At 53.6% G+C, this 15092-nt stretch carries 10 protein-coding genes; 8 read left to right on the forward strand and 2 right to left on the reverse strand.

Features of this window, described 5'->3' with window-relative positions:
• The first annotated feature begins 467 nt into the window (after positions 1–467).
• The 4 genes from LOM8899_RS21270 to LOM8899_RS21290 all read left to right on the forward strand — a co-directional run bounded on the left by LOM8899_RS21270 (position 468) and on the right by LOM8899_RS21290 (position 7964).
• Positions 468–2327 (forward strand): putative bifunctional diguanylate cyclase/phosphodiesterase, encoded by a 1860-nt coding sequence (locus LOM8899_RS21270; protein WP_093994263.1) that lies wholly within the window; start codon positions 468–470, stop codon positions 2325–2327.
• 1033 nt (positions 2328–3360) lie between these two features.
• A complete protein-coding gene (locus LOM8899_RS21280) occupies positions 3361–4149 on the forward strand; it encodes a hypothetical protein (protein ID WP_245820691.1) in 789 nt (262 codons plus the stop codon).
• A gap of 29 nt (positions 4150–4178) precedes the next feature.
• Positions 4179–5357 (forward strand): MFS transporter, encoded by a 1179-nt coding sequence (locus LOM8899_RS21285; RefSeq protein ID WP_245820693.1) that lies wholly within the window; start codon positions 4179–4181, stop codon positions 5355–5357.
• 858 nt (positions 5358–6215) lie between these two features.
• Positions 6216–7964, forward strand: coding sequence for a sugar phosphorylase (locus tag LOM8899_RS21290; protein WP_093994288.1), 1749 nt, complete (start codon positions 6216–6218; stop codon positions 7962–7964).
• Positions 7965–7970: 6 nt separating this feature from the next.
• Here the strand turns inward: LOM8899_RS21290 and LOM8899_RS21295 are convergent, their stop codons facing one another.
• Together LOM8899_RS21295 and LOM8899_RS21300 are read right to left on the reverse strand one after the other, a co-directional pair.
• Positions 7971–9191 (reverse strand): glycosyltransferase family protein, encoded by a 1221-nt coding sequence (locus LOM8899_RS21295; RefSeq protein WP_093994266.1) that lies wholly within the window; start codon positions 9189–9191, stop codon positions 7971–7973.
• Positions 9192–9216: 25 nt separating this feature from the next.
• Positions 9217–10056, reverse strand: coding sequence for an HAD-IIB family hydrolase (locus LOM8899_RS21300; protein WP_306456566.1), 840 nt, complete (start codon positions 10054–10056; stop codon positions 9217–9219).
• 342 nt (positions 10057–10398) lie between these two features.
• Between LOM8899_RS21300 and LOM8899_RS21305 the strand changes: the two genes are divergently transcribed.
• The 4 genes from LOM8899_RS21305 (at position 10399) to LOM8899_RS21320 (ending at position 15092) form a co-directional block, all read left to right on the forward strand.
• Positions 10399–11991: an ABC transporter substrate-binding protein gene (locus LOM8899_RS21305; RefSeq protein ID WP_093994267.1), complete on the forward strand. Its 1593-nt coding sequence runs from the start codon at positions 10399–10401 to the stop codon at positions 11989–11991.
• 94 nt (positions 11992–12085) lie between these two features.
• Entirely contained in the window at positions 12086–13183 is a 1098-nt protein-coding gene (locus tag LOM8899_RS21310; protein WP_370739404.1) for a M24 family metallopeptidase, read from the forward strand.
• Entirely contained in the window at positions 13177–14184 is a 1008-nt protein-coding gene (locus tag LOM8899_RS21315) for an ABC transporter permease subunit (protein ID WP_093994268.1), read from the forward strand. The genes LOM8899_RS21310 and LOM8899_RS21315 overlap by 7 nt, the downstream gene beginning before the upstream one ends.
• Positions 14184–15092 (forward strand): ABC transporter permease subunit, encoded by a 909-nt coding sequence (locus LOM8899_RS21320; RefSeq protein WP_093994269.1) that lies wholly within the window; start codon positions 14184–14186, stop codon positions 15090–15092. Before LOM8899_RS21315 ends, LOM8899_RS21320 begins: the two co-directional genes overlap by 1 nt.

A 15092-nucleotide genomic window follows, 5' to 3' on the forward strand; every position in this document is an offset into this window, starting at 1 on the left:
GATGGTCGAGGCTTTCGCCCAGATCGACACGGAGGAGATCGACCCAATTCTCAGCATTGCCAAAAAAAACCGCCTGATCATGCCCTCAGGCCATCTCACAATTTAAACCACCTTGACGGACGCTACCCGAGCCGGACGTGCCGTGCCACCAGATTCTAGCCGATAAATGGCGCTGTAACTACAACGCTGTCGGATAACACAGCGCTCAGGGATATCGCTAAACATCGCCTGATTGCATCGTCATGTTTGATCAGGATCCGACTATACATTGACATCCAAACTGTACCGTTCGATCGGGACCGGCCATGCAATTTGTTTAGCGCCCAGCGCGCACTCGAAATAGCGCTAGACTCTCCGCCATATTATCGTTCCACTTTTCCCTAAGAACAGGCCACAAGTTGTGTTGACTTAACGGCTCCTAATGGTTTGGGGGGCCATATGGGTGAGGAACAAGCAAGAACCTGCATATGATACCGGCTCAAATATTCACTCAGATCAATGACAAGTGCACTGAAGGGCTCGCACTTGCTTTGGCGTCCAATGATGACGGAGCGGTTATGGTTCTTCAGTGGTGCAACAAGGCATTCACGAAGATCACCGGATATAGTGCCGCCGAAGCCATCGGCCAACGCGGAACCATATTGATCGGGCCCGATCTTGAGCAAGGTGTTCATCTGTACATCATCGAGAAGCTGATGAATTGGGAGAACTTTTCGACCAAGGCCATGAACAACCGAAAGAACGGCGAGCTCTACCGACAACGGATGAGTTGGTCTCACTTGTCGGATCCCGCTACCGGCAATCATTGGTGGCTCTGCTCGATCATTGATCTGGAAGATGAGCACACAGCGCCATCAAGGCCGGTATCGAGAGAACACGCCTCATCGGACCCAGAAAGCTACTCGAGGGTCATCGAAAGAGTTCACCGTCTTGAGAAAGAGAACACGCGCCTCCATGCGCTTGCAAAGTCGGTCGCCAAGGACGCGAATGAAGACGCTTTGACCGGGCTTTCCAACAGACGGCATTTCGAAGTTGAGTTGAGAACCTGGATCGAGAACCTGAAAACGCATGGAACCGAATTCGCCGTACTCTACATCGACTTGGACCGCTTCAAATCGGTCAACGACACGCTTGGCCACGATGCTGGTGATCGGTTGCTGGTATCGGTCGCTGACATGTTGCGTGAGCTGACTGGGGAATCCGACCTGGTCGCCCGTCTCGGCGGTGACGAATTTGTCATTCTGAAGCCACTCGGAACGAGTGCTCTCAACATCAGCAGTCTGGCGGACGAAATAGTTCAAAGGATGCAAGCGCCGTTCAGTTGCGATGGAAAGTCAACCGCCTGTAGCGCAAGCGTCGGCGTCGCCATTGCAAACGCCAATATGGAAGACCCCGAACAAGTCGTCGCGGACTCTGACGAAGCGCTCTACCATGCGAAATCGCAGGGAAAGGGCCGCTGGTCCTTCTTTACCAAAGAAATGCATGCCAACTCCATTGCGACGAAGCAGCTGGCATCTGACCTACTGCTCGCCTGTGAACGGCAGGAATTTATTCCGTACTTTCAACCACTCATTGATGCACAATCCGGGCGAATTTCCTGCGCCGAGATGCTGATCCGTTGGGCCCATCCAACCAAAGGTATTCTTCCGCCAGCGGCATTTCTCGAAACTGCTGCGAACATGGGCATTCTCAAGCGAATTGATAAGATAATTTTTGCAAGCCTGCATCAGGCGATGTCCCACCTGGACGAAACAGGCGTCATCCTTCCTCGCGTCGCTGTCAATGTCTCAGCTGCCCGTCTAGCGGACCCGACGTTCATACACGATATCAAGAGTTCGGGCGTCGACGCCGCGCGCCTCACGGTCGAGATCCTTGAATCCGTCTACCTGGATCGGATCGGTGATGTGGTTCGTTGGACAATTGATGAACTGGAAGAGCTTGGCGTCACGATTGCGCTCGACGATTTCGGAACCGGACACGCCTCCGTCAGAGGGCTGTTGGAGATCAAGCCTGCCGTCTTGAAAATCGACCGTCATTTTATCCAGCCACTTGTCGGGGATCCGACCACGAGGCCATTGGTCAAATCCATCATCGGAATTGGAAAGGGTCTGAACATGAGTGTGGTTGCGGAGGGGGTCGAATCCGAGGAACACGCCTGGCTTCTGAGCGAGATGGGTTGCGACTATCTTCAAGGTTTCTATTTCGGAAAACCTATGAGCGAACACGACCTTCAGGATCGGTTGATTGAAACCGGCGGCGTATTTTGGCACCGGCGGCCCAAGTCGTCTGACCGCAACGCTCTTCACGGCATTGGAAGAGCGGTCTAAATACTGCTGGCCGGCCCTCATTATTGCTGGGCCGCCACCCCGGAACCTTGTCCAGAAACCCTGCCTCACGCCGAAATGCGGACAGGCTGAGCGCTGTGGGATAATGGCTCCGCCAATGCGACCCGCTAGGCCGCAGCGGTTTCCGCAAGTTCAATCGCTTGGGCAAGGGCCTCTTCAGCGCAATCCATTGGAGGATGTCCAGAGCAAACCTGACGCCGGCCGGGTCCAACCTCATAAACGCACGAGACGAAGAGGCCCTCTGCGATCATGGATGCGCACGGGACCCAGCGCCCACCCGGTCCAGCGACGGCACGGCCGATGCAAACGTTGACGGAGCCGCGAGGCGGGCTGGTTACCTGAACGGACGGCTCAAAAAGACTATAGACGGACATGCTGGCTCCAAATTTACAGCACGATACTCCGCTTCAGAATTGGCGTCATTGGGGCGAATTTCCTAGCTTTGCCTTCGGGCTGCCTTAGTTGAGACGGTTGCCTTTAAAGCCCATCTCGAAGACACGAGATTGTCAATCAGGCGACTTCTCCAGAACCCAAAATACTCCAATGGAAACAAGGAATTGCGACATCGAATTTAAAAGTAGGGAATGCCCGCAATTCTATGCGACTTCCTCATTTTCGTCGCTATTTTTGATCGAGGCATAGAAGCGCTCCGACACCTTGGCCGCTGGCCCCTGACCCAGGCCACTATTAACCAGTGCCGAGACTCGTCCACTGCCCCATGGTCCAGGCCGTCGTCGTAGCCGCTGTAGTGGGGATCCGGACTCGTCTGAGAGAACAGCTCACGAAGTATGACGACGACTTCCGCTGGCCTGATCGAGGATAGACAAATGTAGTGGATGCAGAAGCATTCTTGTCCAGTGCCGAACTGTCCCGACTTATCTGAGCAGCGCTTATTGCCTTCGATCGGCACCCCAATAAGATCCACCCATCGCCGCCGCAGCCGTTAAATTTGGCTAATAGAAAGTTAACTATTTGATGAAAGACTGGCTCCAACCTGGGAAGAAGGACTGGTCATATGGGGTTGTCACCCAGTAAACTCTTTGAAATCTCGACACGTCTGTCCAACATCTTGTCCGCCTTTGAGGCGAGTGGCATTCGAATACAGATCGGGGACGACTTCGCGACCTATCGTTCCCTAAGGACGCGACAATCAGATCGTGGCCCAATATACGCAATGTTTGATGTTGCAAGCTCGTACATTGACCGCGACAACGGCTTTTGGATTTGCGGCTACGACGCGACGGGGGAACTTGTTCATACTCAGGCCGTACGCTTGCTCGATCTGTCTGGTGGAACGCTGGCGACCCATTTGAACAATCATCGCCACAAGTATATCACCCCGGACTCAACACCGGACCCAGACCTGACATTTTACTCCGGTCCCGACGCGCTGCACAGCATTACTGGAAGAGTCTGTTACCACGGCGATTTTTGGCTACGTGGGCGTGGTCTCGGAGGGCCACGCAGTCAAGGTGCGACATCTCTATTGTCGAGACTCCTTATCGAGATCATGGTCGGCGCTTGGAATCCGTCGTTCGTTTTCGCGCTCGTTCCTAAATCATTGGCCGCAAAGGGCGCACATCTTCGCTATGGCTACAACCATTGTGATCCCGGTGTCTGGCTGGGCCCAGATCAGCAGATAACCGACGAGGACTATTTGATTTGGATGGGAGCCAATGACATGGCAAACCTACTTGCCCGTCCAACGCCAAGCCTTCATGTCACCTCCAACACTCCTAAATTTTCAGCCACCAATGGAGCAGTGGCGGAAATGAGCCATTTGGACGCACAAGCGAATGTCTAAGTGGTCCGCCTGAAATGGTCCCTGCTTCTGTGAAGGTCGACAAGGAGGCCGCATTAGCGGCATCAAAGCGCTCAGCGCTTATTGCCCCGATCGTTGCCAATATCGCATTTGTGATGGAGCTGACCTTGGTCCCTATGCTCCTTCCATTGATACAAACTCAATTTGGTTTGACAATCGGCGGTTTGGCTTGGGTTTTTAATGCCTACGGGATTTCAGTCGCTCTTGGCGTTCTTCTTGGAGGTTGGTTTGGCGACATCTTCAGGACAACGAAGGTCTTCGGATTTGGCATTGCCGTTTTCGCCGCGGGTTCGCTTCTCGTAGCAATGGCGGATAGCGTCCAACTGCTAATCGTCGGCCGCATTCTTCAGGGTCTTGGGGGCGGCCTTTTCTCGCCACTCGTGCCTCTGCTATTGACACGAGCCTCGCCGGCAAAACCTGGAAGAGTACTAATCCTGTGGGGCAGTATCGCAGGATATTGTGCGGCTTTCACGCCCCTCATTTATGGGAGCACCCTTGCCGATCAGGGATGGCAAATCGCTTTCTTGGCAATCGCGATCACGGCGCTAGCCGCCTTGTTCATTCTGTATGTGGCAAGCGCCTCGGTAGACTCCGTGCCCAAATCCCGTTCAAAAAACAACCTCTCCAAGTTGCTACGAAATCACAAGCTGAGCGCAACTTTTGTCTACATTTTCTGCACCTACGGTTCGATTTCCTACTTCCTTTTTCGGCTTCCGATTTGGCTCTCGGGCAACGACTTTATGGCGGCAAACACCGGGCTGGTCCTTTCGGTGTTGTGGCTGACATTCTCTGGGATGAGCACGCTCTTGAGAAACTGGGTAGACAGTCCCAATCTTGGGAGGATCATGATGATGGCCCCGCTCCTCATCGCCGCAGGAGTATTGCTATCGTCCTTCTATGACCAACTCATACCTTTACTGTTTTCGTCCGTCCTGGTTGGATCGGGTCTCGCTTGCAGCAACGCCCCTTCAACGCAGTTGACCTTGAGGTTCGCTCCAAATGGAATGAGTGCAATGGCAACCAGCTTGGACATTACGTTTGCCAGGCTCGGCGGGATCGCAACAGTCTCGGTCCTTGCTAGTTCCGACGCTACAATGGCCGCGGTTTCAACAAGCGTATTGTGTCTGGTCGCATTGTTTTGCGCGAGCATTTTGTACAATGGCGGCTCTAGCGCTGAACTGAACTCGTAATTTCCACGATCTCATATAGGCAGTTTTGAGCGACAACGCTAAGCCCCACTTCGAAACCGAACCGCGGGGCGCGGAGGCTGAATGACTTCGGATATTCAGCCATTTTCGAATGCGTAGAAAATAAAATGCTATGAGCAGACCGAATGAAACGCCGGCCCATGATACAGCGCAAAGACATCGGTGACGGAAGCCACATAGGCAAAGCCCTGCCGTGTCGCCGCATAAATGGAGTTGCTCACCCACAGCATCTTCGACGCGGGTGCACTTAAATCGCGGAACTTATTGTTCGCTGGACATTGTTTGGATCTGTTCGGGATCCCTGCGATCCACGTCAGCCCTCTTAACCCATCCGGTCCGAATCTGCGACGCTCGACCGATCTTCGAGGTTGTGGACAATATCGCCGATCAACTCCTTTCATGCTGTCTGGGGCTGTGCAGCACCATGCGAACGGAACGCTCGCGCACTTCGGGGGATTAACGGTGTGTTGTCTTGCGTATGATTCTCCATCGCACCGAGCAGTTGACGGCTCGAGCAAACCCGGGGCAAGATCAATCGCTAATATCCTAATCTCTGACATGGATGCCTCCCTCGCGTTGGTTCCTATGAAACCGTTATGGCACATTCCATACCGTCGGGTGGGGGCATCCACCGCATCAGTTTAGTCTTGTCCGAGTGGGCTGCTGACATTTCCCTGCATAAACTTCGGAAAACGAGGCAATCTGACAAGCGCTTGGAATGCCGGCTCGCCAGCGACACGGCGAACAGAACTGCGCAATAAACAATCAAACTGGCTTCCGACGCTGTAATATCGACGATTGAGTTTGAGTTTCGTGGTCAGGATGTGGTTCCCTGTCCGCATGAAGAAACCATCTCAATCGTTTAGTCGAACGCTTTCAAGCAGGCTTTCGCGGATCTACCCAAGCGTCGACCATGATATTCTCGCCAGCCAAGTCATAGATGCATTCTGGCCCGACCCGGCCAAGCGACGTAAACGAGGGCGGCTACCGAACAATGCGATGTGGAGCGAAGCGGACGTGCTCGCCATAACATACGGCGACACGCTTACGGATGGAGCTCATAAGCCCCTAGACCTGCTGCACGACTATTTTCTCAACCACTGGAGTGGTCATCTAAATAGCGTCCACATTTTGCCGTTCTTTCCGTTCACCTCAGACGATGGCTTCGCCGTGTCGGACTTCCGCAAGGTGAATCCACAATTGGGTGATTGGGCCGACGTTGAGCGAATATCGGAAGATTTTACTCTGATGTCAGACCTCGTGCTCAATCATGTCTCTAGTCAAGGAGCTTGGTTCAACGGCTATCGGCAGGCGCATCCACCCTATGACGAATTCTTCTTCGAGGCATCTCCGAGTGATGACTTGAGTATGGTCGTGCGCCCGCGCACAACGCCATTGTTGCAGAAAGTCGAGACTTCGCGCGGTCTCCGACATGTCTGGTGCACGTTTTCACACGATCAGATAGACTTGGATTTTCGAAACCCCGAAGTGCTCTTGGAGTTCCTGCGTATTATTCGCCTGCATCTCGATCATGGGATACGAATTATTCGGCTCGATGCGGTCGCTTTCCTTTGGAAGGAAATCGGAACGCCATCGATACATTTGCCTCAAACTCATGAAATCATCAAACTGATGAGGCTACTTTGTGATCATACAGCTGAGAAAGTCGTGTTGATTACGGAGACGAATGTTCCCAAGACCGAGAACTTGAGCTATTTCGGAGAGCGCGATGAAGCGCACATGATCTATAATTTCCCGCTTCCGCCATTGATATTATACGCCATGATGTCTGGTGATGCGAGTGCACTTTTACAATGGCAAAAGGCGATGCCCCCAGCGCCGTTAGGCTGTGCGTACCTAAATTTTACTGCCAGCCACGATGGGATTGGAATGCGCCCGGCCGAAGGCCTGCTCAGCTCGGCTCAGCAACAAAAGATAATTGATACCATCAAGAGCCTCGGTGGACTTGTTTCAATGAGGGCTCTGCCGGACGGAAGCGAAGCACCTTACGAGATAAACACTACTTTCTTTGATGCAATGCGGGAGACTTTTGATGGTCCTGACGCATTCCATTTCGAACGTTTCATGTGCTCCCAGACAATTGTCATGGCGATGGAGGGAATTCCGGCATTCTATATCCATTCGTTGTTGGCTACGCCGAACGATCTCGACGGTGTCGAACGGCGGGGAATGAACCGCGCGATCAATCGACATCGTTGGGACTATCCATCCTTGAAGGAGCTTCTATCTGACCCAAGCTCGATACAATCCAGAGTGATGGAGGCTTTCAAGCGTCGGTTAGATTTGCGAAAGAAGCAACGCGCCTTTCACCCGAATGCGACACAGTTCACGCTCAATTCAGAAGACCCCCGAATATTTCTGTTGTGGCGGCAGAGCCTTGATAGATCTCAGTCGATTTTTGCGTTGCATAATGTCAGCGCTGACGAAATATCGATGCCGTCGCATCGCCTAAATCTGATCGAAGATGAGACGTGGATGGATCTATTGTCCGGTGAACAGATCACTATGGCGGACGGTACTGTATCACTGGCACCTTATCAGTGCCGCTGGATAACGAATATTGCCTAGTGGATATTATTGATATTCGTCAATGTCTTTCGCAACGGCCGAATGCATATCGCGCATGAAGGCTGGATCCGCTGAATGGACGCGGCTCCAAGTTGGAATGAAGGGCGTTTCGTGTGGATTGCTGAGGAAGAACTGTCCTGCTCGCATGATATTTTCGGCAAACAATTCGATCGTGCGCTCTTCGCCATGTCTGTCGATTTCAAGCCCGTTCATCTGAGCATCTGCATAGTAGGCATCGAGCAGGTCCAAGGCGCTGCGGTAGTATGTCGCTTTCAAAGTTCTAAAAACGTTGCTCGTGAATACGGTTCCGTCTGCCGCGAGCTTTCGGAAGATTGCCTTGCAGATGTCGACTGACATGCGGTTCAAACCGGCCTCCGCAACACCCGCGCTAAGCTCCTGATGTTTATGATCGTAAGCGTCAGCAATCTCGACTTGGCAAACGGCCTTGGGCGCAAGGTTCCGCCATGCTTCGGACAACACGCCGATCTCCAGCCCCCAGTCAGACGGTATTCTGAGATCCGGCAATATGCTTGTGCGCATGGCGAATTCGCCGGAAAGCGGATAGCGGAAACTTCTTAGGTAATCGATGTAGTCACGATCTCCGATCACCCGTTTCAAGGCTATCAGAAGTGGGCTGACCAAGAGCCGGGTCACTCTGCCGTTCAGTTTGTTTTGGCCAACTCTGGCGTAATAACCTTTCGCCACTTGGTAGGGGAAGTTGGGATTTGCAACCGGGTAAACCAATCGCGCGAGCAGCTCGTTCGTGTAAGTCAGAATGTCGCAATCATGTATCGCCATAATTGCGCTATCCTCACAGGCCATCAAATAGCCGATCGATGACCATACATTCTTTCCTTTTCCCGGCTCGACCGGGCCGAGTCCAACATCTTTCAGCCTATGCTCCAGTGCCTTCATTCTGGGGCTGTCGTTCCAGATGACGACGTGGTTCTGATCAAGGTCTTTGAAGAATTTTTTCGCGTTTCGGAATTGCTCTTCATTCGCCCGATCCAGTCCAATTATAATGCGGTGAAGATAGCTAACCCTTGAGAGTTCACAAACGATAATGGGCATCGCTTCGGTTTCAAGTTCAGAGTAGAGGCATGGAAGAATAAGCGATATTTTTCGAGATTGAGCAAATGTCTCAAGCTCGTAGGTCATTTCATCGAGCGACTGAGTTCGCAGGTTATGCAACGTGGCAATGTTGCCGTTCTGATGGAAATCAACCATGAGATTCAATCCTAACCAATTGTGACTATATGCCCAGTTTTATCAAAAGCATCATAACCGCGGAATTCCATCCGTAGGGGCCTGGTTCTCGTGTTCTGAGGACGCGACCGGTGGCCTCTTCTTCAAGCGTTGGCAGCGAGGGGTGATGGGGGTTTGAGATGATAATGCCATAGTCGGCAGAGCGTATCATTTCGATGTCGTTTGGGGCATCGCCCAACGCAATGCAATTGCGAGCCGGGTGACTCTTGAGGATCTCAGCCATCTGATCTGCCTTGGTCTTGCCGTAAGACAAAGTCAGGAAACGGCCGCCCCGACGGGCGCTTATTCCGATCTTGCTGAGAGCGTTTTCAAAGGCTGCTTCTTGCTCGGCTGTTCCCGACCAGACGCCGGGTTCTGAAAAACGCCGCTCCTTCGCGAGCCGCGCTTTTTCGAGTGATAAACCCGTGCGGTCGGCAACTTCCTCAGGGGGCATGTCACCAAAACCGCAAAAATAATTGCGCAACTCGGGAGTGACGGAATTGAGTTGGTGTCGAAGTTTTCTGTACTCTTCTGGCGACTGTGATCCAGCGATACCACTGCCATTCTCAACTATGGCGGGCCAGTGTGAAAGCCGCATTTCCTTTTGAAGGACCTTTATTTCCGATGCGGTTTTGCTACTTGCGAGGACGACCACGGCATTGATTTCGGCCAATCGAGCGAGTGCTGGTGCTGCGGGTCGCCAGTCGTAGGTCTGATGGTCTAGCAGTGTGCCGTCGAGGTCCGTGAACACGACAAGTGGGTAAATGGTCTTCATGGAAAGCAGTTTCGGCGGGTCTGGTACGGGCCGCAAGATCAATTTCGGGGCTTCTGCCGTGAAAATGATCATGTGCCGTGAGGGTGGGTGGTCGGTAGGCGCGGAAGGCTGAATTATTGGACTTATGTGCCTGCTTATTGTGCGTATGTCGGCTGGAAAACGCGCCATTAGACTAGCTTACGGAGCGTTAGCATGTGCGGGTTTTGCTTGGCAGCGACGATTTTTCGTGCTCGGATGCGAAAAATACGATGAGCTCGACCGAAAAAGAGTCGTGCCGCAACGGGAAGAGATGACCACAAGAAATTGTCCGTTCAAGTGTTCGCGCTTGAGGGCCACGCTGTGACGCGTTCCAGTCTTCGCATCAGAAGGCTGATCGCAGAACGAAAAACGAAAATGCTAGGGGATACATTCGATATGTCATTAAGAAGAACATTGGCCGTTGGCTGCTTGCTCGCAGCGGTTGGCGCTTCGGCGGCCTCCGCGCAAGCGTTGGTGTACTGCTCAGAGGGATCACCGGAAGGTTTCGATCCAGCACTTTATACTGCAGGTACCACTTTCGATGCCTCCAGCCATCCACTCTACAATCGTCTGGCCGAATTCCGCGTCGGCACGACCGAAGTGATTCCTGGGCTGGCCGAGAGCTGGGAAGTCTCTGAAGACGGCATGACCGTGACCTTCAATCTGCGTCGTGGCGTCTCATTCCACAGCAATGACCAGTTCACCCCAACGCGTGACTTCAATGCCGACGACGTCATCTTCTCGTTTGACCGCCAAGGTAACGAGGCCAACCCTTACTTCACCGTTTCGGGTGGCACTTGGGAATATTACGGCGGCATGTCGATGCCTGATCTGATCGAGAGCATCGAAAAGGTCGATGACTACACGGTCGTGTTCAATCTCACCCGGCCCGAAGCACCGTTCATCGCAAACATGGCTATGGACTTCGCGTCCATTGTGTCCGCCGAATACGCGGATGCCATGCTCGAAGCGGGGACACCCGAAATGCTGAATCAAGCTCCGATCGGAACTGGTCCTTTCAGCTTCCAAGCCTATCAGAAAGACGCTGTCATCCGCTATCTGCGCAACGATAGCTACTGGGGCGAGCCCGCACGCGTCGAATCTCTGATCTTTGCGATCACACCTGATGCGAGCGTGCGCTATCAAAAGGTTCAGGCCGGCGAGTGCCATGTCATGGCATACCCGAACCCAGCTGACATCGAGGCGATGAAGAGTTCGGAAGACGTGGTTGTGATGGAACAAGAGGGGCTCAACGTCGGCTACCTCGCCTACAACACCACGCAAGCTCCCTACGACAATCCCAATGTGCGTCGCGCTCTTAACATGGCGATCGACAAGCAAGCCATTATTGACGTGGTGTTCCAGGGTTCCGGTCAGATTGCCCGCAACCCGATTCCGCCGACCATGTGGTCTTACAATGAAGCTACAGTTGACGATCCGTATGATCCCGAGGCCGCCCGCGCCATGCTGGAGGCGGAAGGTGTCACCGATCTGAACATGAAAATCTGGGCCATGCCTGTTCAGCGCCCCTACAACCCCAATGCCCGCCGTATGGCTGAATTGATGCAGGAGGACTTCGCCCAGATCGGCGTCACTGTTGAAATCGTGTCCTATGAATGGGGCGAGTATCTTTCCCGGTCGCGCGAACTCGACCGCGACGGGGCTGTGCTGTTGGGATGGACCGGCGACAATGGCGATCCGGACAACTTCTTGGCTGTCCTTCTGGGCTGTGACGGACGCGAGAACTCCAACCGCGCGCAGTGGTGCTATCAGCCGTTCGAAGACCTGATCCAGGCAGCGAAGGTCTTACCGACTCAGGCCGAACGGCAGCCCCTTTATGAGGAAGCTCAGCTCATCTTCAAGGAGCAGGCTCCTTGGGCAACGATCGCGCATTCGGTGGTCTACATGACCATGCGCCCAGAGGTGGAAAACTACATTGTCCACCCTCTTGGCGGCCATATCTTCAATCAAGTCGGTATTGCAAACTAACTTGAAAGACGGTCGAACTGGGGCGGTGCTTCGTGCGCCGCCCCAGACTTTTTTGCATCGCTATAGAAACTTGGTGCTGACTTTGGCTACTGGCTTGTCTGAACGTCTTGTCCCCTATGCGAATGTCGCTGTCCAATTGGGGCTGGACGCTATTGCAATGGTTCCGGGTCCGAATTTCACTCGCGCCGTGGAGCATGTCTTCATGAGCCACGAGCGTCCTTTTGTTCTGGTCGTGCCAGCAAACGGTAGCCCCGCCGCGCTGGTCCCAAATCTTGAATTGCGGAGCTGGGACCTTGTCGGTTTCGAGGGCGCGGTATTCGATTGGCGGGACCAGTCGGGATACGATGCTGCATTTGGCGCCTTGTTGGCGCATCTGAAGATCAAGTCCCTCGGTGTCGAGGGGCAAGTGATGCGCGTCTTCGTCCATCACGCTTTGAAGGAAGCACAGCCGGACCTACGGATTGTCGATGCCGAGAAAGAGATTTCGGCGCTGCGGATGATCAAGACGCCGGCCGACATTGCCGCATTGAACGAAGCTATCGCGATCTCGGAACGGGCTCTCGCCAAAGCACTGGATACCGTCAGGCTGAATCAAACCGAAAAGCAGATTGAGGGTGCGCTCATTCGTGCCTTGTTCGAAGAGGGGGCCGATGATCAGTCCTTTTATCCCATCGTTGCCGCTGGCGATGGGTCCGCAAGACCTCACGCTAAGGCGCGAGAAGATTATGCTGTCAAGGCAGGCGACGCACTCCTGATCGATTTTGGTGCCCGCAAGAACGGCTTTGCGGCAGATATCACGCGCACGGTCTTCTTGGACCACGCATCGGACGAGGCGCAGGAGGTCTACGACACTGTACTGCGTGCAAACTTGAAGGGGTTTGAAGTGACCAAAGCCGGGGTCAGCGCGCATGAAATCGACGATGCGGTGACTGGCATTCTGGAGCAGTCGCCCTTCGCGGACCGAATTCGAACCAAGACTGGCCATGGTTTGGGCCGGGATGTTCACGAGGCACCCTATATCATGCGTGGAAACCACATGAAGCTTCCGGCTGGAACGGTCTTCACCAATGAACCGGGTCTCTATGACATTGGAAATTTCGGTGTTCGGATTGAAGACGATGTGCTCGTCACTGAAACCGGATGCGTATCCCTGACCCGATTTCCAAAGGAGCTCGTGGTTCTGAAATGCTAAATTATATTCTCAGCAGACTGTTGACCTTTGTGCCGACCTTCTTCGGCGTAACGTTGATCTCCTTTGCATTCATTCGGGTTTTGCCCGGCGACCCGATAATCGTCATGGCCGGTGAGCGGGGCTTGACCGAAGAACGCTATGCAGAACTAAGCGAACAGTTCGGCTTCGATCGACCGATCTACGTTCAGTTCTGGGAATATTTCACAGGCGTCCTTCAAGGCGATCTCGGAACCTCCTTTGTGACAAAGAGGCCGGTTTGGGATGAATTCTTCGCGTTGTTTCCAGCGACTCTGGAGCTTTCAGTTTGCGCCATGATGTTTGCGGTTGCTTTGGGATTGCCTGCGGGCGTGATCGCTGCGGTCAATCGCGGCAAATTTTTTGATAGAGCGTTGATGTCGACTGCGTTGATTGGCTACTCGATGCCGATCTTTTGGTGGGCTCTGCTCCTCATCATCGTGTTTTCGGGCAACCTGCAATGGACACCGGTGTCAGGCCGGATCGACTTGATTTACTATTTCCCTGATCCGACAGGGTTCATGTTGATCGATAGTCTGGCCTCTGGTCAGAAGGGGGCATTCCTGTCCGCCGTTCGGCATTTGATTTTGCCGACGATCGTTTTGGGGACAATTCCATTGGCTGTGATAGCGAGGCAGACCCGATCTGCGATGTTGGAGGTCTTGGGAGAGGACTACATCAGAACGGCGCGAGCCAAGGGTATGAGCCCCGGACGGATCAATGGCGTGCATGCATTAAGAAATGCACTGATCCCCGTCATCACTGTGATCGGCCTCTCGGTTGGTACACTTCTGGCCGGTGCAATTCTCACCGAGACGATTTTCAGTTGGCCCGGTATCGGTAAATGGATGGTCGATAGCATTTTCCGAAGAGATTACCCGGTGGTGCAGGGTGGTCTGCTCCTGATTGCCGTCATGGTGATGGTGGTAAATCTGACGGTCGACATGCTCTATGGCGTCATCAATCCGAAGATAAGGAAGCGTTGATGTCTGAGACAACTCCTTCAAACGATGCCGCCGCAGTCAGCAAGAGTCCTGATCGCTTGCGGGAATTCTGGTTCTACTTCCGCGAGAACCGAGGTGCGGTATTCGGGTTGTGGATCTTTGGAATATTCGCCGTCTTGGCGCTATTCGGTCCACTCATTGCGCCATACGACGCCACCACTCAGTTCAGGGACGCGGCTTTGCAGCCTCCGTTCTGGCAAGAGGGAGGGAACTGGACCTATCCCTTGGGGACTGATCCTCTGGGCCGTGATATGCTGTCCAGGCTCATTATCGGTGCAAGGTTCTCGTTCTTCGTCGGGGTTATTGTCGTCACGGTTGCGGCCAGCGGCGGCATTCTGATCGGTTTGATCGCCGGCTTCGCGCCGAAATGGGTCGACAGCATAATCATGCGGATCATGGATATTATTCTGGCGTTTCCGTCGCTCCTGCTCGCTCTCGTACTCGTCGCTATTCTCGGGCCGTCACTTACAAACGCCATGATTGCGATCGCAATCGTTCTACAGCCACATTATGTTCGCTTGACCCGTGCGAGCGTACTTTCGGAGCGGCAGAAAGACTATGTCACGTCAGCGAAAGTTGCCGGTGCCGGCATCGGTCGATTGATGTTCGTGACGATTCTGCCAAATTGCCTGGCGCCTATTATCGTGCAGGCGGCACTTTCGTTTTCAACCGCAATCTTGGACGCAGCGGCTCTCGGGTTTCTAGGGATGGGGGCCCAGCCTCCAACGCCGGAATGGGGAACTATGCTTGCGGAAGCGCGGGAATTCATTTTGCGCGCATGGTGGGTGGTCACTTTTCCAGGTCTTGCCATTCTGATCACCGTGCTGGCGATCAACTTGATGGGCGATGGGCTGCGAGATGCGCTCGATCCAAAGTTGAAACGGAGCTGA

Source organism: Flavimaricola marinus, assembly GCF_900184895.1.
Taxonomy (GTDB): domain Bacteria; phylum Pseudomonadota; class Alphaproteobacteria; order Rhodobacterales; family Rhodobacteraceae; genus Flavimaricola; species Flavimaricola marinus.